This window comes from Rhizobium sp. SAFR-030 (genome assembly GCF_059415005.1).
Genome location: NZ_JBPFDO010000006.1, coordinates 16,571 through 38,577, shown reverse-complemented (window position 1 = coordinate 38,577; position 22,007 = coordinate 16,571). Strand labels below are relative to the sequence as shown.

The window sequence follows — 22,007 nt, the reverse complement described above, 5'->3', positions numbered from 1 at the left end:
CCTAATATAGAAGTCACATAAGCCGAATCGGTGAGGAGCGTCCGTTGACGATTGCAGTCTCCCCGCAGGCCCTGCCGGCGCTCGTGTTGAACGCTGACTACCGGCCGCTGAGTTATTACCCCTTGTCGCTGTGGTCCTGGCAGGACGCGATCAAGGCGGTCTTCCTCGACCGTGTGAACATCATCGCCGAATACGATCACTCGGTCTCCTCGCCCACCTTCTCCATGCGCCTGCCGAGCGTCGTCAGCCTCAAGACCTATGTCCAGCCGACGCGCAATCCCGCCTTCACCCGGTTCAACGTCTTCCTGCGCGACAGGTTCGAGTGCCAATATTGCGGTGCCCATGACGATTTGACGTTCGACCATGTGATCCCGCGGGCGCATGGCGGCGAAACGACCTGGCAGAACGTCGTGGCCGCCTGTTCGCCCTGCAACCTGCGAAAGGGCAGCAAGCTGCCCAAGCAGGCGGGCATGCTGCCGCACCAGAAGCCATACCAGCCGACGGTGCAGGACCTGCACAACAATGGCCGGCTGTTTCCGCCGAACTACCTGCACGAAAGCTGGATGGACTACCTCTACTGGGATACCGAACTGCAGCCTTGACGATCAGCGGCGCCTGACGAGCGCGCCGCGGAAGGCGACGGCGGCAATCAGCAGCGCGGCGATGACGTTCCAGCCGGCCAGCGACAGGCCGAGAATGCGCAGCGCCGCCACCGTGCAGGACGGGCCGTGCACGGTGTTGACGTCGGAGAGAAGACTGCCGGCATTGGTGGTCATGCCGTTGGCGGTGGTCGAGCACGTCGTCGGACCGTCCCAGAAGCCCCATTCGACGCCTGCGTGGTAGACGCCCATGCCGGCTGCGATCAGCATCATGATACCGACCAACCCCAGCAGTCCGCGTGTCAGCGCCGGCGGCAGCCGGAAGGCGGCCGTCAGCAGGGCGGCAATCGCCACGGGGATGCCCCAGTAGTAGGGCTCGCGCTGCAGCAGGCAGAGCGCGCAGGGGATGTAGCCGCCGAGATGCTGGAAGCCGAGCGCCGAGCCGACGGTCGCTGCCATCGCCACGCCAAGCGCGGTCGAATGGAGCATCAGGGAACGGCGGGTTTCAACGGCGACGGACATGGCCTTCTCCTCGGCGACTATCGGAAGTCTGGTGGTTTCTGCTGTAGACACCGGCCACTCGCCTGTAAATGCGCGGGCAGTCTGCCGGAGCTTGGGGCCCCGCCAAATTTCCGTGAACCGCAGCAGGCTGTTGGCGCCGGGCAGGCGTGGCTTGCGCGCCCCCGTGCCGCTGTGCTAGACGCGCTTTCACCACTTTCGATGCCCCGTTGGCGGAATTGGTAGACGCGCCTGACTCAAAATCAGGTTCCGAGAGGAGTGCTGGTTCGATTCCGGCACGGGGCACCAGAAAATTCAACCGATCAGCTTGTATCTGGATGTTGCGACGGCATCGTCAGCAGCAGCCGAGCGCCCCGGCATTGGCTGCCGAGGCACACGTTCAGCTGCTAGCGCTCAGGCTTCACGTTCCCAATACCAGGCGGCGTACATCTGCCGGCGGTCGTGGTTGCGGGCCTTGAGGAAGGCGCGGAGCGAGCGGACATCGTCCTTTTCGCAGGCGACCCAGACGAAGGTTCCAGGCTCCATGGCCTCGATGGCAGCCTTCGCCGACGCCATCAGCGTGCCGCGCGCGTCCGCTGCATAGTGGCTGCGGTGCAGCCACCGGACATCGACGGCGGTGCCCGAAACGAGCGGCTGTTCTTCCGCCTCATTCGCCACTTCGACGATTGCGTGGATGCGCGTGCCCGGCGCAACCTCTGCGCAGATGCGGGCAATTGCCGGCAGAGCGCTCTCGTCGCCGATCAGCAGGATCGATGCCGCGTCCGGCGCGTGACCGCCGCCTGGACCGAGCAGGGCCGCACTGTCGCCCGGCTGGGCATCACGGGCGAAATCGGCGCCCGGCGTCTTCACGCCCGGGGCCGGATGCTGCAGGAAATCCACCCACAGCTCGCCTCGCTCCGCATCCACGGCGCGGATGGTATAGATGCGCACCAGCAGCTCGTCTTCGCCTTCCGGCCAGGCGATACGGCCGTCGTCGCGGACGCCCGGCCAGACCGGCGTCCTGTCCCGTGGCGGCACCAGCAGCCGCACATGCATGCCGCCTTCGATGAACGGCGTCACGTCGGCGCAGGAGAACTTGACCCGGCGCATGCGGGGGGTGACGTCTTCCGCGGACACCACCGTCACCGCGTGGATGTTCGGCAGCGCGCCAAGCGGCGCAGGCTCCGACCAGTCGAGGGTCATCGGGTCTTCACCGCTGAAGTAGAACAGATGCTCGGCAATCATCGTCCGGTTCATCTGCAGCTGCTCCTGCGTCGGGCTGACGAGCCCGATCAGCAGCCTGTCGTCCTGCAGGCGGATGTCTACGGTGGCGCTCTCGCTCTTCATGAAGACGAGATTATCCGTTCGCTTGACTTCGGCGTGCTCGACGAAATGCTCGCAGATCTCGTCCAGCATGCTGATGGGGTTGGTCGGCAGCGCCACGCCGGACAGACGGAATTCCTGGATGCCGTTCATCGCTGGTTCTCCTTGTGGATCTGTTGGTTGCCCTGATCAGGGCCGATTGGTTCGACTTGAGTGGTGTTCGGTGCCATCCGGTGCCGGCCGATCGGTAGCATGATCGGCTTGCCGGATGTCGGGTCGATGATGACGCGGCTCTCAAGACCGAAGACGGTGCGAACGTTTTCCACCGTCAGCACCTCTTCCGGCGTGCCGGACGCATGCAGGCGTCCGTCGACCATCGCCACGAGATGGTCGGCGTAGCGGGCTGCCAGATTGAGGTCGTGCAGCACCATGACGATGGTCGTCCCGCGCGCATGGTTGAGATCGGTCAGCAGGTCCAAAACCTCGACCTGATGGCTGATATCGAGGAAGGTCGTCGGCTCGTCGAGCAGCAGCACCCGGGTGTCCTGGGCAAGCGCCATGGCGATCCAGACGCGCTGGCGCTGGCCGCCGGACAATTCATCCACCGGCCGCTCCGCGAGGTCCTCCGTCTTGGTGGCGACGAGGGCGGCCGCGACTGCCTCCTCGTCCTTGCGCGACCAGCGGGAGAACATGCCCTGGTGTGGATGCCGGCCGCGGCTGACGAGGTCGGCAACGGTGATGCCTTCCGGGGCGATCGGCGACTGCGGCAGCAGCCCCAGCGTCTTGGCAAGGTCGCGGGGCGCCACCTTGTGGATGGACTTGCCATCCAGGACCACCTGGCCGGCGCGCGGAAACAGCAGACGTGACATGGTGTGCAGGAGCGTCGACTTGCCGCAGGCATTGGCGCCGACGATCACGGTGATCCGGCCGGTGGGGATTGGAAGATCCAGTCCGTCGAGGATGATGCGGTCGCCGTAACCGGCGGACAGCGCGGTTGCAGCCAGGCCTTGGGCGGTCATAGCGTGCCTCCCTTCCGATTGACGCGGATGATCAGGTAGATAAGGTAGGGTGCCCCGAGGGCGCCGGTGACGACACCGACCGGGTAGCGGCTGGGAAAAACATACTGGCCGCAATAGTCGCCGGCCAGCACCAGCAGGGCGCCGATCAACGCGGACGGGATCAGCAGTGAGCCTCCGGTGCGGACCACCCGCGCGGCAATTGGGCCGGAGAGGAAGGCGACGAAAGCGATGGGACCGGCGACGGCGGTGGCAAAGGCGATCATGCCGACCGCAGCGACGATGACGATGATGCGGATGCGCGTCACCGGCACGCCGAGCGCCGCGGCCGTATCGTCCCCGAGGCGCAAAGCCTCGAGGTCACGCCGGTGCGCCAGCAACAGTCCGCCGAAGGCGATGACCGCCAGAAGCAGCGGCAGCGCCTGATCGAGCCGGGCACCGTTGACGCTGCCGGTCAGCCAGCGCATCGCCTCCTGCAGGTTCCAGCCGCCGGCGCCCGAGAGGATGTAGGCGATGAAGCTTTCCAGCATTGCCGAGACGCCGATGCCGACGAGGATCAGCCGGGCGCCGGCAGCGCCGTTGCGGAACGAAAGGCCGTAGACCAGCATCGCGACGCCGAGACCGCTTGCCACGGCAAAGACGGACACGATTGGGCCGTTTAACTGAAGCACGACGATTGCGAAGACAGCGGCGGCACTGGCGGCCGAACTGATGCCGATGATGTCCGGGCTCGCCAGCGGATTGCGCAGCATGGTCTGGAAAGCGATGCCGCCGAGACCGAAGCTGATGCCGGCGAGGATCGACAGGACGGCGCGCGGCAGGCGCAGTTGTCCGACGGTGAAGGCGATGCCGGGAACGTTTTCGCCGGCAAGGAAGCGGATGACGTCGCCGGCCGGCGTGTAGGTCTGGCCGCGCAGCAGCGTCAGCACGAAGAGGGCGACGAGGCAGGCGAGGAGGGCGCCGACGAGCAGGACATGCTGGCGCGCCCGGCGGCGCCGGTTTTCGCCGATCGACAGGAGGGTTGGAGACAGCACCGTCACAGCTCGCGAACCTTCTGGCGCCGGACGATCCAGATGAAGAACGGCGCGCCAACAAGCGCGGTGATGATGCCGACGTCGATCTCGCCTGGCCTGGCGACGACGCGGCCGAGGATATCGGCGATCAGCAGCAGGCAGGCGCCGGCCAGCGCCGAGAACGGCAACAGCCATCGATGATCGACGCCGGCCAGCAGCCGGCAGAGATGCGGTACGACGAGGCCAACGAAGCCAATCGGACCGCAGATGGCCGTCGTGGCACCGCACAGCAGGATTGCGCCGAAAGCGGATATGGCGCGGGCGAGGGCAACGCGCTCGCCGAGACCGGCGGCAAGCTCGTCGCCGAGCGCCAGCGAATTCAGCTTGCGAGCCGACAGGAGACTGATGACGAAACCGGCGGCGAGGAAGGGCAGCACGTCGTAGAGCCGCTCGAACGTCGCTCCGCCGACGCCGCCGATCTGCCACGAGCGGATGCCGCCGGCAATGTCATTGCGCGGCAGAACCACGGCGATGACCAGCGAGGCGAATGCGATCGAGGTGGCGGCACCGGCCAGCGACAGCTTGAGCGGGCTTGCCCCGCCGCGGCCGAGCGAGCCGATGGCATAGACAAAGACTGCTGCACAGCCGGCGCCGCCGATGGCGGTCCAGACATAGGCGTTGGCTGAGGAGATGTTGAACCAGGCGACGCCGATGACGACCGCCAGCGAAGCGCCCATGTTGACGCCGAGGATGCCGGGATCGGCCAGCGGGTTGCGGGTGATGCCCTGCATGATGGCGCCGGAAAGTCCCAGTGCCGCGCCGGCAAGCGCCGCCAGCACCGTGCGCGGCATCCGCACCGCGACCGCCGCTTCGCCGATCGTCTCGACCCGGCCGCCCAGAGCCGACAGAATGTCGTTCAAGCCCACGTCGCGCGTGCCGATCGCGACCGACAGGCCGCAGAGCACCGCGAGCACCGCCGCCGTCGCCAGAAGGCAGAGGCCTCGCGTGCGGTTCAGATGCCGATAGCCTGGCAGGCGATGGCGGTCGTGAGCGCCTCCGGCGATCATTTGTTCTTCTTCACCGCATCTGCCAGCAGTGTGACGTAATCGTCGAGCACCCAGGAAATCGACAGCGGCGTCGGGTTGGCAGCGGTCCCCAGCGGGTTCCTGCCGAGCAGCACCAGCGAGCCATTGGCAACCGCCGGCATGCGCGACATCAGCGGATTGCTTTCCAGCGCCTCGACCAGGTTCTGGTCGCCATAGGTGACGACAATGTCCACGTCGTCGAACGCGTCGACCTTTTCGGCGCTGATGGAGCCCGAATAAAGGCCGGTGATCGAGGCCTGAGTAACGCTCTTCGGCGCCTTCAATCCGAGATCGGCGAAGAACCTGACGCGCGTATCGCTCGTCGTGTAGAAGTTGACGGTGCTGAGGTCGCGCGCATCGAGGTGGGTGATGAACATCGCCGACTTGCCGTGCAGCTCAGGATGTTGCGCAACCGTCTTCTCGATATCGGCTTCGATCGTCTTGATCAGCGCTTCGCCCTCCGACGCCATGCCGAGGCCCATGCTGTTCAGCCGGATCATCTCGCGCCAGTCAGTCGACCACGGCGCGCGCGGATAGGCGACGACCGGGGCAATCTGGCTCAGCGTATCGTAGTCGGCCTGTGACAGGCCGGAATAGGACGCGAGGATGACGTCCGGCTGCGTTGCGGCGACCGCTTCGAAATCGATGCCGTCGCCCTCGTCGAAGAGCACCGGCTTTTCCGCATTCAACTGGGCGAGCTTTTCGGCCACCCAGGGCAGCAGGCCGTCACCGTTGTCGTCGCCGAAGTTGGCGGCCGCGAACCCGACCGGCACGACGCCCAGCGCCAGTGGAACCTCGTGGTTGGCCCAGGCGACGGTCGCGACGCGCACGGGCTTCCTTTCGATGACAGTCGTTCCGAAAGCGTGCTTGATGGCGATTGGATAGGTCGTTGCCTCGTCAGCCCAGGCACTGCCTCCCACCATTACCAGCAGGCAGATGGCGGCCAATCGCACGGGCGCGCACAGCCATCGCATCATCGGCATGTCTCCTTCGGATTAAGTTGACTTCCAGTTTCAGGTTCACGCCGTCGCGTCAACTCTCAACGCCGCAGGGCAGGAATTCCTCGCGGAAGCTTCCGGGGTTTCCTACAAAAACGGTGTTTCCTACAATACTGGACGCATCCACTCAAGTTAAGGCGGATTCGATGATTTGGGGACGCCTCGTGCCGGCCGTCGGCGGGGGCAATTTCAGGGTGACGGGTTTCAGACATGCACATCAGACACATCGGCGACGACACGAGATCGGCGCGCATCCGGGCGCGGCATGCGGTCCTTCTCGGCTGCACGGCCTTGGGCGCTCTGGCACCCAGCCTGTCCTGGGCCCAGGAACCTGTAACGGCAGAGGGAACGACCGTTCTCGAACGCGTCACCATCTCGGGAACCGGCAAGGATGACGATGCGCGCTCGATCGTCGCGACGACGACGACGGGTACCGGCAAGTTGCCGACCGACATTCTCGTCGCCCCCGCCTCTGTGTCCGTCATCACCTCCAAGGAGATCCAGGAGCGTGGTGCCGAGAGCATCGAGCAGGTGGTCCAGTACACCGCCGGCGTCGTCACCGACTATTATGGCTCGGATGACCGATACGACTATTTCGACATCCGTGGCTTCACGCCCTACACCTACCGCGACGGTCTGGCGATCGGCCGCACCTTCGGCGGAACCCGCGAAGAGCCCTATGCCTTCGAGCGTATCGAGGTGCTGAAGGGCGCCAGCTCCGCGGGCTTCGGAGCGGCAGAACCCGGCGGCTCGGTGAACTACGTCACCAAGCTGCCGAAGAGCGAACGCTTCGGCGAAGCCTATGTCACGGGCGGATCCTACAACCACAAGGAAGCGGGCCTCGATTTCGGCGACAACATCACCGAGGATGACACGCTTTCCTATCGCCTGACGGGCAAGCTCCAGGGCGCGGATGCGGAATATGATTATTCCGAAGACAACAAGAAGTTCATCATGGGCGGCCTGACGTGGCGCCCCACGGATGCGACGAGCCTTTCCTTCGTCTTCGACCATCTCAACATGGATGGGGTCCCAGGCAGCGGCGGCCAGCCGCTCGGCACGGACTTCGACCGGGACCGCTTCTTCGGTGAACCGGACTATTATTTCCGCTCGACCAACCGCAATACCTACAGCGTCATGTTCGACCATGACTTCGGCAATGGCCTGAGCTTCGGCTCCAACGCCCGCTATACGAATTCCGATGACGCTTTCGGCGGCGCGTATCTGTCGAGAACGCGCACCGATGGCTCGAACATCGCCGACCGCTATTTCTTCGGCAGCGACAAGTCGACCGAACAGTTCGTCATCGACGCCAATCTGATATACGAAACCAGCTTCGAAAACGTCGAGAGCCGCACGCTTGTCGGCGCCGACTATAATGATTTCGACTCCGTCAACTACGGTCTCTACAATCCGGCCGCTCCATCCATCAACTGGGTGAACCCGGTCTATACCGGTAGACCCGCCTCGACGGCGCCGAACTCCGGGACGTCAAACGACCAGAAGACCAAGGCGATCTACCTGCAGCAGGATCTGACCTTCTCCGACAGGCTGACTGCAAGCCTCGGCCTGCGCAACGATTGGCTGGACCTGAGCGAAACGAACCTGTTCACCGGCGCCGCGCGCTCCGACGATCACAGCGAATTCACCACGCGCTTCGGCCTGAGCTACAAGATCACCGAGGAACTGGCGGCCTTTGCAAGCTATGCCGAATCCGCGGCACCCCCCGGCATCGGCACCGAACCGACCACGGGCAAGCAGTACGAAGTCGGCGTCAAATACCGTCCGGATGCCTTCCCGGCCCTGTTCACCGCGTCTGTCTACGATCTGACGAAGGGCAATATTACTGTCTTCGATAGCGTGACCTATCTGCCGCAAACCGTCGAAGAGGTCCGCCATCGCGGCATCGAGCTGGAAGCCAAGGCGGAGGTGACGGACAACATCGATATCATCGCGGCCTATACCTACATCGATTCCAAGATCAAGGAGCCGGGCGGCGCAAACGATGGCAACCGTCTCATGCGCGTTCCCGAGCATCTGGCGTCGGTCTGGGGCACCTATAAGGTGGCAGGCGAGGGCGTCCGGGGCGACATGACCTTCGGCGTCGGAGCTCGCTACATGGGGTCCTACTTCACCAACATTCAGAACACCATCTCGTCGGAAAGCGCCGTCGTGTTCGACGCGTCCTTCACCTACAAGATCCAGGAGAACACGACGTTCCAGCTGAACGCCAGCAACGTCTTCGACGAGAAGCATGTTGCGAGCCTTGATAGCGGCGGCGTGTACTACAACCCCGGCCGCGCCATCTACGCGACGCTGCGGCAGACCTGGTAAAACACGCTTCTCCGCTCGACCCCGTCGGGCGGAGAATGCCTCTCTTAAGCGACCTGCTGCATGCGTCGCCATGCGGCAGGCGTTTCGCCGATCACCTGGCGGAATGCCTTTGTCAGGTGGGCCTGGTCGGAAAATCCGAGCTGGATGGCGATATCGGCGACCGTCAGACCGCTGGTGAGCAGCAGTTTCTGCGCCAGGTCGATGCGTTTTCCCAACTGCCACTGCAGCGGCGTCACGCCGTTGGTCTGCTTGAAGGCGCTGGCGAACCAGCTTTCCGACAAGCCGACGACGCCTGCCATCTCGGCTACCGTGGCGCGGCAGTCGGCTCGCGCGGTGACAAAGGAAGCAAGCTTGTTCATCTGCGCCTGCGTCAGCCGTCCGCTGCCCTTTTCCGCTCGCTCCGAAAGATCCATGAGCCCGGTCACCACGCCGGATACCAGGCTCTCCGCGAATGCCGGGTGCCGGGAAGGGTTGGAGAGTTCGTTGACGAGCAGGCTCGCAAGCGTCTCGACCGGCGCCGCGTCCTGGGTTTCCACCGGCTGCTGCAGCGCCGCCATCGCCGCAGACCGGCCGATGGATGGCGTCAGAAGTTTGAGAAGCCGATCCTTGTGCAGATGCAGGTCGAGATGGGAGAAGCGATGCGGCGCCGTGAACCGGCTCCACATCGGCATGCCCGGCGGCACATAGATCGCACGCCGCATCGGCCGGAAGGACTGCACGGCCTCGCGCGCCTGGTTGGCGATGCGGATCTGCTCGGAAACGTCGTTGAAGAAGATGACGATGCGCGGATCCGGCGACAGGTAATAGCCTTTGGCATCGGCCTGACCTTCGGCGTCCCAGAAGACGCTGACGGATCCCTCAAGCCCACGCCACTTTGCCGGTACCAGTGCCTGGATGCCTTCGGTCCGGCAGACCATGGAATGTCGATAGCTCACGCGCACACTTCTCTGTTCGTCTACCCGCCTGGCGTCTGCTGCGTCTCTTTTCGGCGCGGACGATGTCTGTCGGTCGTCGTCGCCACCCGATCGGCGGCCGTCCTCGTGCCGGCGGCGCGCGTCTTCTAAGGGTTGCGAGAATAACCAATCCGGACAATGAATAGCATAAAAGGATGACTTTTGTAATCTGCCGCTGCGGCGGCTCCAGCTGATGAATTCGAGACTGAAGATGAGCGTTGAACTTTTCGATCTGACGGGCAAACGGGCATTGGTGACAGGATCATCGCAGGGCATTGGCCTTGCGCTGGCGCATGGCCTCAAGGGTGCGGGCGCCGAAATCGTGCTGAACGGCCGCGACGCGGGCAAGCTGCGGGCAGCCTCCGACAGTCTTGGCGGCGCCCGAACGCTCGCCTTCGATGCGACGGACCATGATGCCGTTCGGGTGGCGATCGACGGGTTCGAGGCGGAGGTCGGGGCGATCGATATCCTGGTCAACAATGCCGGCATGCAGCACCGGGCGCCGCTTGAAGATTTTCCGGCCGATGCCTTCGAGAAGCTCCTGAAGACCAACATATCGACAGTCTTCCATGTCGGGCAGGCCGTCGCCCGTCACATGATCAAGCGCGGCGCCGGCAAGATCGTCAATATCGCCAGCGTGCAGACGGCGCTCGCGCGTCCCGGCATCGCGCCCTATACTGCGACCAAGGGCGCCGTCGGCAACCTCACCAAGGGCATGGCGACCGACTGGGCGAAGTATGGCCTCAACTGCAATGCCATAGCGCCCGGCTATTTTGACACGCCGCTCAACGCCGCGCTCGTCGCCGATCCCGAATTTTCTGCGTGGCTGGCGAAACGCACGCCAGCAGGGCGATGGGGCCGGGTGGAAGAACTGGTCGGCGCCTGCATCTTCCTGTCGTCGGACGCCGCGTCCTTCGTCAACGGCACCGTGCTCTACGTCGACGGCGGCATAACCGCCTCGCTGTGAGGCGGCCATGCCGAGATGACGTCAGGCGTCAGTGCATGTTGATCGTGTAGGAGCCCATCGCGCACAGATCCTGCGTGTCCTCGAGGTCTTCGATGTTGGAATCCTCGGTGAATTCGAAGCGCATGTCGTATTTGCACACCGAGCGGCCGTCGCCGATGGTGATTTCCATGCTCTCGCCCGGTTCGATAACGTCGGCGCCGAACACGTCTTCTTCCCAGGTGCCGACGCCGACAGGCGACGTGTAGAAACGTTCGAGCGTGCCCTTGGTGTTGTTCTTCAGCGTGAACACAAGATCTTCGGCGCTCGACACCGATGTCATTGCTGAAAGCGCGATCGCCGCTGCGGAAAGCTTCAGGAGCAGGTTAGTCATCATGTTATCCCCGACCCATGATTGGGCAGGAGGGGGATAACAGAAAGCGGGTCTTGCGCAACGGGATGGTGAATTAAGGATTAACGCCGAAAATTCTGAGCCCGCTCAAGTATCTCGTCCGGCAAGTCCCATGATCTTCTCGCGCAGCAGACGGGCGATGTTGCGGGTATTGCGGTAGAGGTGCAACTGCGCTGCCACCTGGCGCACGTCGCGGTCGCTCGTCTCCCGCAGGCCGATCACGAGCGTCCCCATTTCCTCGCGCTCCATCCAGAACCGGCTCATGATCGGATGATCGGGTACAGCACACGAATCCGAGCGGACGATGTTGGCGTCGTCGAGATGCCAGTCCGTCAGCTTCATCATCAGCAGCTTGCCCGGCGAAAAGCGCGCCAGGTCCTCGTCATAGGCGGTCTTCCACGTGTAGGCCTCGCCAGCCATGACGAACACCACCAGGGACGCAATCGCACGCCCGTCGAAGTCGAGCGTGTGGATGCGCACTGCATCGACTTCGGCGAGGTTGCCGATGGCCTCGCGGGCAAAGGCTGCCCGGTAGCGGTCGCTGATCAGCGCCGAGCGCTTGCGCCCCTTCCAGCCCTTGGCCTCCAGCGCCAGGAATTCCTCGGTGCGGCGACGGATGTCACCGGGCTGGCGTGCCACGTCGTAGGTGAGGCTGCCTTGCGTCGCGAGGCGCCGCCACAGGCGGCGCATCTCGCGCAGGTGATGGGCGGATACCGCCTGCTTCAGATAGGTGTCGCCGTCCAGACGGCTGTCGAGGAACGGCCGGCGGTAGGTGCCGGTCACTGTCACCGGCAGGTTGCGGGCGACCGCGACGGCGCGCATCAACTGGGCAAAGCGGCCGCCGAGGCGCAGTTCCGGCAGCACCAGAACCTCGGGCAGGCGCGCTTCGCGGCTGGCGAGCGCTTCGAGCAGGTTGTCGAGCGTCTCGGCGGCGCCCTCGGCATCGACGAGCGGCGTTCCGAGCGGTCCGAAAGGGTTGGCCCAGACGCGGATGATCGAGGCGCCCATCGAGAAGCCGGGCTTTTCCTGCGAGAAGGGCATCAGCAGCCGCATGCGGCTGGAGCGGTCGTTCTGGTCGCGGATGAGCGCCAGCTGCACCTGACGATCTTCCACCCGCGGCATGGCCGGTGCCAGCATCCGGCCGGCAAAGAAGATGTTCGGCTCCATCACCCGGTTCGACAGGAAATCCAGCTCGTCCTGCAGTTCATAGCCCATCGTCGCCGGATAGATCGACAGCGATCGGCCGGGCCGTCCGACGGTGACGCTGATCGGCGCTTCGGGAATGAGCGGCTGGCGAAGGTGCGAAACCGGCGTTACAGCCAGCGCCTTCTTTGCGGGACGGGAAAGCGGCGGAAGCTCAGCCATGGAGATCCTGCCTTTCATGCGCAGCAGCTGCGACGGGAGGTCGGGCAAAGGCGAACAGCACGATGTCCAGCGTGCGGCGAACGGCGATGTGCAGGAGGATCGCCTCGAGCATCATGGCGCCCGCTGTCGCCGCTGCGGCGCCGACGAGACCGAAACGCGGGATCAGAACGATATTCAGGCCGATATTGGCTGCGAGAACCGTGGCGTATAGAGCGACGCACAGCTTCTGCCATCCGGCCATGTTCAGCAGAACCTCCCCCGGTCCAACCGAGGCTTTCGCGAGGATGCCGGAAAACAGCACGATCATCAGCGGATAGCCCTGCGTGAACCCGGGTCCGAACAGCCCGAGCAGGAATTCGCCGAGCGCCAGAACTCCGGCGCCGACCGCGAGTGCCGGCCAGAAGGACCAGCGGGCCGCCTGTGCGGCAAAACCTTCCAGCGCGGCATGATCCTCGTCCGCCATGATGGCGGAGAAGCGCGGTGCGGCGGCGGCCTTGACCGAGAAGTAGACGAACTGCACCAGCGCGATGGTCTTGGCGGCGGCAAAGTACACGGCCACCTGGTCCGGCGGCAGGTAGAGCCCGACGACCACCACGTCGGCATTGGTCAGCAGAAAGCCTATCCCGTCGACGAGAAACAGCGGAAAGGCAAAACGGGTCCAGGTGCGAAGCTGAAAGCTCAGGCCGCCCGTGCCGTTCATCCGGCGCAGCCGCAGCGTTACCCGCAGGAACTGATAGAGCGTCGTCAGGTAGGTGGCCGCAAGCGCTGCTTCCATGGCGGTCCGCGCAGTATGCGGCTGGCCAAGCCAGATCGCCACCAGCATCAGCGTCAGGATGAGCAGCGGCCGGAGGATGTAGGTGGGGCTGAGTGCCGTGACAGCCCAGCCATTGGCGCGGGCCGTGCCTTCAAGCACGTCGCCGAGGGCGATCATCGGCAGGGCGAAAAGCCCGAGGAAGACCGGCACCATCCAGTAATCCGGGACGATACGGTCGAAGACCTGCATGAAGGCGAAGCCGGTCGCCGCAAGCGCGCTGGCCGAAAGCATGGCAAACACGCGTGCCGTCCAGTTCAGGCCACGCACAGTGTCGATTTCGCCGCGCGCCCGGTGGAGCGGCAGGAAGCGGATGACGGCCGTGTGGAAGCCGAGGCAGGAGAGGTTGCCGAACACGACCACCAGCACCCAGACGAAGGCGAAGATGCCGTATTCGAATTCGCCCATCAGGCGTGCGAGAACGATCTGCGAGACGAAGGCGATGGCGGCGCTGACGACGCGGATGACGAAGGCGACCAGCGCCATGCGTTGCGCCTTGGCGGTTTCATCGGTGCCGTTCAGCACGGGGGCGAGCTTCCGCAGCAACGGCGCGAGCCGAATCCGAAGGCCGAGCGGGAGAAGTTTTTCCGCTGTTTCGATCACCGCCGTGTGGGACACGCATTACTCGCTGAAACGCAAGACAAGATGCCGTCACTATGCCGACCGGGCGGTTAAGAAACGATTGCCTCGCGGTTCGTCCACAGGCGAGGCGGACGGGCCGGCAAAATGGAAAGGCCGCCCGGAGGCGGCCTTCTGTCAATCAAACCTGTTCGAACGCACCATGGCAGTGCTTGTACTTCTTGCCCGATCCGCACGGGCAGGGCTCGTTGCGCCCGACCTTGCCCCAGGTGCTCTGGTCGACCGGGTCACGGTCTTCGGCAGCGACCGTCAGAAGCGGCGGCTGGGAGAACTCGTCCTCGCCGGTCGTCGGATCCAGATGGTGTGCCTGCATCAGCGGCGGTTCGGGCGTCTCGGGCGCGTCGCGAACCAGTTCAACCCGCATCAGCTGGGCTGTCACGGCCTCACGCAGGTTGGCGAGCAGCGCCTGGAAGAGCTCGAAAGCTTCAGCCTTGTATTCCTGCAGCGGATCACGCTGGGCGTAGCCGCGGAAACCGACGACAGACCGCAGATGGTCGAGGTTGACGATGTGCTCGCGCCACAGGCCGTCCAGCGTCTGCAGGAGGACCGAACGCTCGACATAGGTCATGACCTCGGGGCCAAACCGCTCGGCACGATCCTTGGCTACGGCGTCCGCTGCCGTCGTCAGGCGTTCGCGGATGTCGTCTTCGGCAATGCCTTCTTCCTGCACCCACTCCTCGATCGGCAGGTCGAGGTTGAGCATCTGCTGAACGCCCTGCTTCAGGCCGGCGGCATCCCACTGCTCGGCGTAGGCGCGCTCGGGGATGTGCTTGGTCACCAGCATCTCGATGACTTCGTGGCGCATGTCCTCGACAGTCTCGGTGAGGTCAGTCGCATCCATCAGCTCGATGCGCTGCTCGAAGATCACCTTGCGCTGGTCGTTGGTAACGTCGTCATATTTGAGGAGGTTCTTGCGGATATCGAAGTTGCGGGCTTCGACCTTCTTCTGGGCGCGCTCCAGGGCCTTGTTGATCCACGGATGGACGATCGCTTCGCCTTCCTTGAGCCCCAGCTTCTGCAGCATGCCTTCCATGCGGTCGGAGCCGAAGATGCGCATCAGGTCGTCCTGCAGCGACAGGTAGAACTTCGAGCGGCCCGGGTCCCCCTGACGGCCGGAACGGCCGCGCAGCTGGTTATCGATACGACGGCTCTCGTGGCGCTCCGTCGCAATGACGAAGAGGCCTCCGGCAGCAAGCGCCTTTTCTTTCAGTTCCTTGACGTCGGCCCGGATCGAGGCTTCCAGCGCATCGCGCTCGGGACCCGGCTCCATGCCTTCCAGCTCGCGTTCGAGGCGCATCTCGATATTGCCGCCCAGCTGGATGTCGGTACCGCGCCCGGCCATGTTGGTGGCGATGGTCACGGCTCCCGGCACGCCCGCCTGGCTGACGATATAGGCTTCCTGCTCATGGTAGCGGGCGTTGAGGACGCTGAACGCCTCGAAGCCGGCCTGACGCAGCATGGTCGCCAGGAGTTCCGACTTTTCAATCGACGTGGTGCCGACGAGAACCGGCTGGTTGCGCGCGTGGGCGGCCTTGATCTCTTCGATGATGGCCTTGAACTTCTCCTCGCCCGACCGGTAGACTTCGTCATCCTCGTCAATGCGCTGGATCGGCAGGTTGGTCGGCACTTCGACCACTTCGAGGCCGTAGATGTTGCCGAATTCCTCGGCTTCCGTCGATGCCGTGCCGGTCATGCCGGCGAGCTTGTCGTACATGCGGAAGTAGTTCTGGAAGGTGATCGAGGAGAGCGTCTGGTTCTCCGGCTGGATCTGCACCTTTTCCTTGGCTTCGAGAGCCTGGTGCTGACCTTCGGAATAACGGCGGCCCGGCATCATGCGGCCGGTGAACTCGTCGATGATGACGATCTCGCCGTTACGAACGATGTAGTCCTTGTCGCGGCTGAAAAGCTTGTGGGCCTTCAGCGCGTTGTTGATGTGATGGACGATCGCGACGTTTTCGACGTCGTAGAGCGATTCGCCCTTCAACAGGCCTGCATCGCGCAGCAGGTTTTCGAGCTTTTCGGTGCCGCCTTCAGAGAAGTTGGCAGACCGCTGCTTCTCGTCGATCTCGTAGTCTTCAGCCGACAGCATCGGGATGAAGGCATCGATGGTCGTGTAGAGATCGGAGCGGTCGTCGAGCGGGCCGGAGATGATCAGCGGCGTGCGCGCTTCGTCGACGAGGATCGAGTCCACTTCGTCGACGATCGCGAAAGTGTGGCCGCGCTGCACCATCTGGCCGCGGTCGTATTTCATGTTGTCGCGCAGGTAGTCGAAGCCAAGCTCGTTGTTGGTGGCGTAGGTAATGTCGCAGGCATAGGCGGCGCGGCGCTGGTCGTCGTCGAGCCCGTGAACGATGACGCCGGTGGTGAGACCGAGGAAACCGTAGAGCTTGGCCATCGTCGCTGCGTCGCGCTGGGCGAGGTAATCGTTGACGGTGACGACATGCACGCCCTTGCCGGCCAGCGCGTTCAGGTAGACCGGCAGGGTCGCGACAAGCGTCTTGCCTTCGCCCGTCTTCATTTCGGCGATCGCGCCGTCGTGGAGGATCATGCCGCCCGTCAGCTGCACGTCGAAGGGACGCATGCCGAGCACCCGGCGCGAGGCCTCGCGGACGACGGCGAATGCCGGTGCCAGAATGTCGTCCAGGCTCTTGCCGTCGGCAAGCTGCTGCCGGAACTCCACGGTCTTGGCGGCAAGCTCTGTGTCGGTCAAAGTCTTCACGCTGTCTTCGAGAGCCGCGATATCGCTGATCCGGGACCGATAGGAGCGTACGCGGCGTTCGTTGGACGAACCGAATAACTTGCGGGCTATTCCACCAAAGCTGACCATGGACATGGTCCTTTCTGAACTGATCGTGGCATCACGTGACCGGGGTCGTCGGCTCATCGAAGCGCTCTGCCGCGTTTCACACTGACAAAATGCCTTGACCGCCCGGAAACTCTTCTGGACGCGAAGTAGCGTGACAGATAAGAGGGGGGTCGAATGATGTCAACGGTTCCGGCCGATACAGAATGGCCACAATCCGGTGTTTCTGAGAGTGTTCCGGCCGGCCTCAGCCGCGCTGAGACCGCAGTTCAATTCGAAAGGTACTTCCCTATGTTTCGCCACAAATTCCTTGCGACTGCCGCACTGGCCGTAGCGGTTTCCTTCCAGGTGCCGGCCTTCGCGCAGGAGGACGCAGTGGTGGCCAAGGTCGGCAATATCGAAATCCATCAGTCGGATCTCGATACCGCCATGGCCAACCTCAGCCAGCAGTACCAGCAGCTGCCGGAAGATCAGAAGAAGGTCGCCGCCCTGTCGCAGGTCATCGACATCAAGCTGGTCGCCAAGAAGGCTGAAGATGCCGGCCTGCAGAACAGCGAAGACTTCAAGAAGCGCATCGCCTTCCTGCAGGAGCGCGAGCTGCACAATGCCTTCCTGCGCACCCAGTTCGACGCCCTGAAGCCGGAAGAGGTCAAGGCGCGCTACGACAAGGAAGTCGCAGCCATGCCGAAGGAAGAGGAAGTCCACGCCCGCCACATCCTGGTCAAGACCGAGGAAGAGGCCAAGGAGATCATCAAGCAGCTCGACGCCGGCAAGGATTTCATCGAGCTTGCCAAGGAGAAGTCGGAAGACACCAGCAAGTCCGACGGCGGCGACCTCGGTTACTTCGCCAAGGGCCGCATGGTGCCGGAATTCGAACAGGTCGCCTTCACGCTTGAAAAGGGCACCTACACCAAGACCCCGGTGAAGTCGCAGTTCGGCTTCCACGTCATCAAGGTGGAAGACAAGCGCGACGCGCAGCCGCCGGCATTCGACCAGGTCGAGCCGCAGGTTCGCCAGATCGTCATGCAGGAGAAGTACTCTTCGATCATCGACGAGGCGAAGAAGGAGCAGAAGGTGGAAATCACCGACGAAGCGCTTCGCAAGGGCTACGAAGACCTGACCAAGGGCGAATAATCCTTTTCCGCATTTCAACAGATCGGCCCGCGTCTGCGGGCCTTTTCTTATCCAGGTCTTGAGGCAGATGTCCGCAACCGTTTCCCCCCTTGCTCCGAAGTCCTATCCCGAAATGCCGGTCATCCGGGGCCTGCGCATGGCCACGGCGGCTGCGGGCATCAAGTACAAGAACCGCACCGACGTGCTGCTCATGGTGTTCGACGAGCCGGCGACGGTGGCCGGCGTGTTCACGAAATCCAGGTGTCCTTCGGCTCCGGTCGATTTCTGCCGGGCCAATCTTGCCGGCGGCATGGCGCGGGCGGTGGTCGTCAACTCGGGTAACGCCAATGCCTTCACCGGCGTGAAAGGACGGGCGGCGACGGAGCTGACGGCAAGTTCGGCATCTGAGGCCGTCGGATGTTCGGTGGGCGAGGTGTTCCTAGCCTCGACCGGCGTCATCGGCGAGCCGCTCGATGCCAGCAAGTTTGCAGGGGTTCTGGGTGACATGCACCGGGATGGCACCGGCGATTTCTGGCTGGAAGCCGCCAAGGCCATCATGACCACCGACACCTATCCCAAGGTCGCCACCCGCACCGCCGAGATCGACGGCATTACTGTGACCATCAACGGCATCGCCAAGGGGGCGGGGATGATCGCGCCGGACATGGCGACCATGCTCTCCTTCGTTGCTACCGATGCCGATATCGCGGCGCCTGCTCTCCAGGCGCTGTTGTCCGAGGGCGTCGCTCCGAGCTTCAACTCCGTCACGGTCGACAGCGACACCTCCACCTCCGATACGCTGATGCTGTTTGCCACCGGCAAGGCTGCCGAGGATGGTCAGAAGCGGGTCGAAGCCGCTGACGATCCGCGGCTCGGCTCTTTCCGCTCGGCGCTCAACGACCTCTTGAAGGATCTCGCACTGCAGGTCGTGCGCGACGGCGAAGGCGCCCGCAAGATGGTCGAGGTGACCGTTACCGGTGCCGAGACCGACATGGCTGCCAAGCGCATCGCGCTGTCGATCGCCAACTCGCCGCTGGTCAAGACCGCGGTCGCGGGCGAAGACGCCAACTGGGGCCGCGTCGTCATGGCCGTCGGCAAGTCCGGCGAGATGGCCGATCGCGACCGGCTGGCAATCTGGTTCGGCGATGTGCGCGTCGCCGTCAACGGCGAGCGGGACCCGGCCTATTCGGAAGCCGCCACCTCTGCCGTCATGCAGAAGGAGGACATTGTCATCCGCGCCGATATTGGACTGGGTTCGGGTACGGCCACGGTGTGGACATGCGACCTGACCAAGGAGTATGTCGCGATCAATGGCGACTACCGGAGCTGATAGATCGATGCAGGCAATCTCACCCGAAGGCAATCTGCCGCTGGTTCGGCGGCTGGAAGCAGTCGGCTTCCGGGCATGGCCGGCGGCTTCCGTGGTTTATGACGGAAGCTGGCAGATCCGCCTGACGGGCGGTCACCCGTCGAAGCGGTTGAACTGCGTCGTTCCCCTCGATCCCTCCGACTACCGAGACGCGGACCTGCGGATCGAGAAGGCGCGCAAGCGGTTCGAGCATTACGGCCGGCAACTGGTCGTGCGCGAGACGCCGCTGGCGCCGGCGCCGCTGATCGCCCGTCTCGAAGCGGATGGCTGGGAGGCGTTCGAGACGGTGTCGGTGATGACCGCTGATCTTTCCAGCCTGGAACTGCCCGACATGATCGGCCACCTGCCGACCCACGACATGGGCCGCTTCATCGACGCCCTGCTGCTGGTCGAGGACGAAGATCCGGCATTGAAGCCGGTGCTGGCGGAAATCCTGACGGCCATCAAGCCTGCGACCGGCCTGTTCATCGCCGAAAATCCGGGCGAGCCTGCGCAGGCCGTGACGCTCTGCGTCCAGGATAACGATCTTGCCGGCATCCTGTCCTTCGCCGTTGCGCAGCAGCGCCGTCGCCAGGGTATCGGCACGGAAATGCTGACGGCTGCACTTCGCTGGGCGGGCATCAGCGGAGCGCGTACGGCCTGGCTGCAGGTCGTCGTCGACAACGCGCCGGCCCTGCATCTCTATCGTCGCTTCGGTTTCCGCGAGGCCTACCAGTACCGCTACTGGCGGCAGGCAGACGGAGCGTGAGCGAGATGCGCAAGCTCCTGCTGGTCGCGGCCTGCGCGCTGATCGATACGGACGGGCGCATCCTTCTGGCACAGCGTCCTGAAGGCAAGAGCCTTGCTGGGCTTTGGGAGTTTCCCGGCGGCAAGGTGGAAGCCGGCGAGACGCCGGAAGAAACGCTGGTGCGCGAACTGGAAGAAGAGCTCGGGATCGTTACGAAAGTGCCGTGCCTCGCGCCTTTGACTTTTGCCAGCCATACCTACGAGACGTTTCACCTGCTGATGCCGCTCTACGTTTGCCGCCGCTACGAGGGCATCCCCACAGGGCGTGAGGGGCAGGCGTTGAAGTGGGTGCGGGCGTCGGCACTGCGGGATTATCCGATGCCGCCTGCCGACGAACCGCTGATCCCGTTCCTGCAGGATCTCCTCTAGAAAGCCTTAAGAGTTGTCCACATCTTTGCCCGCGGAGCGGCAACTCATGCATCGGCGTTAACAGATCGTTTAAGAGATTGGGACAATATGCGCGTTCGAGGTAGTGAATGCGTAAAGAGGTCCCTATGGACGAGGAATTCTGGAGGACTGTCCGCGCTCAGCAGCGAGCAACGGTCAGGTCCGGCAAGACCGGCGTTCTCAATATCGCGCTTCTTTTCGGAACGGCGGCGATCGCGCTGTCGCTGATCGTCACTCCCATGTTGGCCGGTCGTCAGGACCAGCGTCATCTTGCCCATGTGCAGGAAGAATTCGACATGATCACGACCGGGTCGATCAAGTCGGACGACGGGGGAACCAAACATTATACAATTCGGCGTAGTGTTCTCCAGGAAACCCCCGGATCGGTGTGCATCGTCCAGGGCTACGACGCAGCAAATTCCTGCTGAGTCTGCCTGAGGAGCGGCACCGGACAAGTCTGCCGAAGGACCGCCATGAGATTGCTCGCGAGATTTGTCTTGGACGTCCGGGGTGCGACCGCGGTGGAATACGGCATCCTCGGCGGTTTGCTGGCGGTGGCCATCATCGCCGGGTTCGGAATCTTGAGCGGCAGCATCGAAGAGGTGCTGACCACCATCGCCAGCCACATCACCACCAACTGACCGGATGCACTGACCAGTTGCAGGCCGGATCAGGCGTCGTCGGAACGCCTGTCGACGCGAAGCGCATCCGCCAGCCGCACCTTGGCGGAGCCAGGCTTCAACGGCTTCTGCTGGCTTTCGTGCGGCGCCCAGCCTGACACGTAGACGACCGAGAAGGTCGCCCGGATGCGGCCGTCCGGATCGGAATAGCGCTCGGCATACAACTCCGCGGCCCGGACGAAGAAACGTCGCGTCAGCGGTTTGCGGCTGCGGCCGACGAGCGGGTTGGTCATGCCCATGGCGCGCAGGTCGTGCATCAGGTCGAACAGCGTGTCGTAGCGCACGGTATAGCTTTCCGCATCGATGACAGGCAGGGCAAAGCCCGCCCGCTGTAATAGGGCGCCGATGTCGCGGACGTCGGCGAACGGGATGACCCGCGGGCTGGCGCCACCGGAGATATCCGCCTCGGCAGACAGCAGAACATCGCGCAGTTCGCCAAGCGTCCCGGCACCCGGGATGGCGGCCAGGAACAGGCCGTCCGGTCTCAGTGCCCGGCGGATGCGTACCATCATGCCCGGCGTGTCGTTGGTCAGGTGGAGTGACAGCGGCGACAGGACGAGGTTGACCGACTGGTCGGCGAGCGGCACCTCCTCGAGGGCGGCGACGGCGAGATCTTCCCCAGGCCTCGCGAAGGCATTGCTCGTCTCGACCCGCTTGATGCTGCCGATCCGTCCGGTCGCCATGGCTTCGCGGGCCGCCGAACCGGTGCCGCCGTGCAGTTCGACGGCCTCGTCGAAGTGCCGCTCGACCACCGACAGCCGCTCAGAAAGCTCGCGCGCTGTGACGTCGAGCAGAAAATCCGCGCCTGCGGTTGCCTGCCTGAGAGCACGTTCGCGGCGGGCCGCCACCAGCGGCAGGTCGAAGAGAATGTCCATGGTCA

Annotated in this window: 21 protein-coding genes and 1 tRNA gene; 10 read left to right on the top strand and 12 right to left on the bottom strand. The window is 63.9% G+C overall.

Annotation, left to right across the window (positions count from 1 at the left end; translation table 11 throughout):
• Positions 1-44: 44 nt before the first annotated feature.
• On the top strand, positions 45-602 hold the full coding sequence (locus ACR65N_RS18220; RefSeq protein ID WP_430307456.1) for an HNH endonuclease: 558 nt from the start codon (positions 45-47) through the stop codon (positions 600-602).
• Positions 603-605: 3 nt separating this feature from the next.
• Here the strand turns inward: ACR65N_RS18220 and ACR65N_RS18215 are convergent, their stop codons facing one another.
• Positions 606-1,121 (bottom strand): disulfide bond formation protein B, encoded by a 516-nt coding sequence (locus ACR65N_RS18215; protein ID WP_440458160.1) that lies wholly within the window; start codon positions 1,119-1,121, stop codon positions 606-608.
• Positions 1,122-1,321: 200 nt separating this feature from the next.
• Here ACR65N_RS18215 and ACR65N_RS18210 point away from each other — a divergent pair.
• Positions 1,322-1,406, top strand: a tRNA-Leu gene (locus tag ACR65N_RS18210).
• Positions 1,407-1,511: 105 nt separating this feature from the next.
• Here ACR65N_RS18210 and ACR65N_RS18205 read toward each other — a convergent pair.
• The 5 genes from ACR65N_RS18205 to ACR65N_RS18185 are packed head-to-tail and all read right to left on the bottom strand — an operon-like array spanning position 1,512 to position 6,457.
• Positions 1,512-2,573, bottom strand: a complete 1,062-nt coding sequence (locus tag ACR65N_RS18205) for a DUF2218 domain-containing protein (RefSeq protein ID WP_440458159.1) — start codon at positions 2,571-2,573, stop codon at positions 1,512-1,514.
• Positions 2,570-3,439, bottom strand: coding sequence for an ABC transporter ATP-binding protein (locus tag ACR65N_RS18200; RefSeq protein WP_440458158.1), 870 nt, complete (start codon positions 3,437-3,439; stop codon positions 2,570-2,572). The genes ACR65N_RS18205 and ACR65N_RS18200 overlap by 4 nt, the downstream gene beginning before the upstream one ends.
• On the bottom strand, positions 3,436-4,452 hold the full coding sequence (locus ACR65N_RS18195) for a FecCD family ABC transporter permease (RefSeq protein WP_440458386.1): 1,017 nt from the start codon (positions 4,450-4,452) through the stop codon (positions 3,436-3,438). The genes ACR65N_RS18200 and ACR65N_RS18195 overlap by 4 nt, the downstream gene beginning before the upstream one ends.
• A 20-nt stretch (positions 4,453-4,472) precedes the next feature.
• Positions 4,473-5,516 carry a FecCD family ABC transporter permease gene (locus tag ACR65N_RS18190; RefSeq protein WP_440458157.1) on the bottom strand — a complete coding sequence of 348 codons (1,044 nt, stop codon included), beginning with the start codon at positions 5,514-5,516 and terminating at the stop codon, positions 4,473-4,475.
• Positions 5,513-6,457 carry an iron-siderophore ABC transporter substrate-binding protein gene (locus ACR65N_RS18185; RefSeq protein WP_440458385.1) on the bottom strand — a complete coding sequence of 315 codons (945 nt, stop codon included), beginning with the start codon at positions 6,455-6,457 and terminating at the stop codon, positions 5,513-5,515. Before ACR65N_RS18185 ends, ACR65N_RS18190 begins: the two co-directional genes overlap by 4 nt.
• Before the next feature lie 285 nt (positions 6,458-6,742).
• On the opposite strand from ACR65N_RS18185, the gene ACR65N_RS18180 reads away from it, so the two are divergent.
• Positions 6,743-8,866 (top strand): TonB-dependent siderophore receptor, encoded by a 2,124-nt coding sequence (locus ACR65N_RS18180; protein WP_440458156.1) that lies wholly within the window; start codon positions 6,743-6,745, stop codon positions 8,864-8,866.
• Between the two features lie 44 nt (positions 8,867-8,910).
• Here the strand turns inward: ACR65N_RS18180 and ACR65N_RS18175 are convergent, their stop codons facing one another.
• Positions 8,911-9,801, bottom strand: a complete 891-nt coding sequence (locus tag ACR65N_RS18175; RefSeq protein ID WP_440458155.1) for a helix-turn-helix transcriptional regulator — start codon at positions 9,799-9,801, stop codon at positions 8,911-8,913.
• A gap of 229 nt (positions 9,802-10,030) precedes the next feature.
• Here ACR65N_RS18175 and ACR65N_RS18170 point away from each other — a divergent pair, with 229 nt between their 5' ends.
• Complete coding sequence (locus ACR65N_RS18170; protein WP_440458154.1) at positions 10,031-10,786, top strand: SDR family oxidoreductase; 756 nt, start codon at positions 10,031-10,033, stop codon at positions 10,784-10,786.
• 28 nt (positions 10,787-10,814) lie between these two features.
• Here the strand turns inward: ACR65N_RS18170 and ACR65N_RS18165 are convergent, their stop codons facing one another.
• From ACR65N_RS18165 to secA, 4 genes are all read right to left on the bottom strand, one after another.
• Positions 10,815-11,156 carry a hypothetical protein gene (locus tag ACR65N_RS18165; protein WP_440458153.1) on the bottom strand — a complete coding sequence of 114 codons (342 nt, stop codon included), beginning with the start codon at positions 11,154-11,156 and terminating at the stop codon, positions 10,815-10,817.
• A 105-nt stretch (positions 11,157-11,261) separates the two neighbouring features.
• Positions 11,262-12,539, bottom strand: coding sequence for a GNAT family N-acetyltransferase (locus ACR65N_RS18160; protein WP_440458152.1), 1,278 nt, complete (start codon positions 12,537-12,539; stop codon positions 11,262-11,264).
• A complete protein-coding gene (locus ACR65N_RS18155) occupies positions 12,532-13,875 on the bottom strand; it encodes a lipopolysaccharide biosynthesis protein (RefSeq protein WP_440458151.1) in 1,344 nt (447 codons plus the stop codon). Before ACR65N_RS18155 ends, ACR65N_RS18160 begins: the two co-directional genes overlap by 8 nt.
• A gap of 235 nt (positions 13,876-14,110) precedes the next feature.
• A complete protein-coding gene (gene secA, locus ACR65N_RS18150; RefSeq protein WP_440458384.1) occupies positions 14,111-16,816 on the bottom strand; it encodes a preprotein translocase subunit SecA in 2,706 nt (901 codons plus the stop codon).
• 267 nt (positions 16,817-17,083) lie between these two features.
• Between secA and ACR65N_RS18145 the strand changes: the two genes are divergently transcribed.
• The 6 genes from ACR65N_RS18145 to ACR65N_RS18120 all read left to right on the top strand — a co-directional run bounded on the left by ACR65N_RS18145 (position 17,084) and on the right by ACR65N_RS18120 (position 21,088).
• The gene (locus ACR65N_RS18145) at positions 17,084-17,926 is read left to right on the top strand and encodes a peptidylprolyl isomerase (protein ID WP_430307380.1); all 843 of its coding nucleotides are present in this window, start codon (positions 17,084-17,086) and stop codon (positions 17,924-17,926) included.
• Positions 17,927-17,993: 67 nt separating this feature from the next.
• Positions 17,994-19,235: a bifunctional glutamate N-acetyltransferase/amino-acid acetyltransferase ArgJ gene (gene argJ / locus ACR65N_RS18140; protein WP_440458150.1), complete on the top strand. Its 1,242-nt coding sequence runs from the start codon at positions 17,994-17,996 to the stop codon at positions 19,233-19,235.
• Complete coding sequence (locus ACR65N_RS18135; protein WP_440458149.1) at positions 19,216-20,022, top strand: GNAT family N-acetyltransferase; 807 nt, start codon at positions 19,216-19,218, stop codon at positions 20,020-20,022. The genes argJ and ACR65N_RS18135 overlap by 20 nt, the downstream gene beginning before the upstream one ends.
• Positions 20,019-20,429: an 8-oxo-dGTP diphosphatase MutT gene (gene mutT, locus ACR65N_RS18130; RefSeq protein WP_440458148.1), complete on the top strand. Its 411-nt coding sequence runs from the start codon at positions 20,019-20,021 to the stop codon at positions 20,427-20,429. The genes ACR65N_RS18135 and mutT overlap by 4 nt, the downstream gene beginning before the upstream one ends.
• Before the next feature lie 125 nt (positions 20,430-20,554).
• Positions 20,555-20,875: a hypothetical protein gene (locus ACR65N_RS18125; RefSeq protein WP_430307376.1), complete on the top strand. Its 321-nt coding sequence runs from the start codon at positions 20,555-20,557 to the stop codon at positions 20,873-20,875.
• 69 nt (positions 20,876-20,944) lie between these two features.
• Positions 20,945-21,088 carry a Flp family type IVb pilin gene (locus ACR65N_RS18120; RefSeq protein ID WP_430307375.1) on the top strand — a complete coding sequence of 48 codons (144 nt, stop codon included), beginning with the start codon at positions 20,945-20,947 and terminating at the stop codon, positions 21,086-21,088.
• Between the two features lie 29 nt (positions 21,089-21,117).
• Here ACR65N_RS18120 and ACR65N_RS18115 read toward each other — a convergent pair whose 3' ends face one another.
• Positions 21,118-22,002 carry a methyltransferase domain-containing protein gene (locus ACR65N_RS18115; RefSeq protein ID WP_440458147.1) on the bottom strand — a complete coding sequence of 295 codons (885 nt, stop codon included), beginning with the start codon at positions 22,000-22,002 and terminating at the stop codon, positions 21,118-21,120.
• Between the last annotated feature and the right edge of the window lie 5 nt (positions 22,003-22,007).

Coding starts and splice junctions, on each gene's coding strand:
- ACR65N_RS18165 (WP_440458153.1), bottom strand. CDS start 11,156: ATGACTAACCTGCTCCTGAAGCTTTCCGCAGCGGCGATCGCGCTTTCA.
- ACR65N_RS18190 (WP_440458157.1), bottom strand. CDS start 5,516: ATGATCGCCGGAGGCGCTCACGACCGCCATCGCCTGCCAGGCTATCGG.
- ACR65N_RS18135 (WP_440458149.1), top strand. CDS start 19,216: ATGGCGACTACCGGAGCTGATAGATCGATGCAGGCAATCTCACCCGAA.
- ACR65N_RS18115 (WP_440458147.1), bottom strand. CDS start 22,002: ATGGACATTCTCTTCGACCTGCCGCTGGTGGCGGCCCGCCGCGAACGT.
- ACR65N_RS18145 (WP_430307380.1), top strand. CDS start 17,084: ATGTTTCGCCACAAATTCCTTGCGACTGCCGCACTGGCCGTAGCGGTT.
- ACR65N_RS18160 (WP_440458152.1), bottom strand. CDS start 12,539: ATGGCTGAGCTTCCGCCGCTTTCCCGTCCCGCAAAGAAGGCGCTGGCT.
- ACR65N_RS18180 (WP_440458156.1), top strand. CDS start 6,743: ATGCACATCAGACACATCGGCGACGACACGAGATCGGCGCGCATCCGG.
- secA (WP_440458384.1), bottom strand. CDS start 16,816: ATGGTCAGCTTTGGTGGAATAGCCCGCAAGTTATTCGGTTCGTCCAAC.
- ACR65N_RS18125 (WP_430307376.1), top strand. CDS start 20,555: ATGGACGAGGAATTCTGGAGGACTGTCCGCGCTCAGCAGCGAGCAACG.
- ACR65N_RS18170 (WP_440458154.1), top strand. CDS start 10,031: ATGAGCGTTGAACTTTTCGATCTGACGGGCAAACGGGCATTGGTGACA.
- ACR65N_RS18205 (WP_440458159.1), bottom strand. CDS start 2,573: ATGAACGGCATCCAGGAATTCCGTCTGTCCGGCGTGGCGCTGCCGACC.
- ACR65N_RS18185 (WP_440458385.1), bottom strand. CDS start 6,457: ATGGTGGGAGGCAGTGCCTGGGCTGACGAGGCAACGACCTATCCAATC.
- ACR65N_RS18215 (WP_440458160.1), bottom strand. CDS start 1,121: ATGTCCGTCGCCGTTGAAACCCGCCGTTCCCTGATGCTCCATTCGACC.
- argJ (WP_440458150.1), top strand. CDS start 17,994: ATGTCCGCAACCGTTTCCCCCCTTGCTCCGAAGTCCTATCCCGAAATG.
- ACR65N_RS18200 (WP_440458158.1), bottom strand. CDS start 3,439: ATGACCGCCCAAGGCCTGGCTGCAACCGCGCTGTCCGCCGGTTACGGC.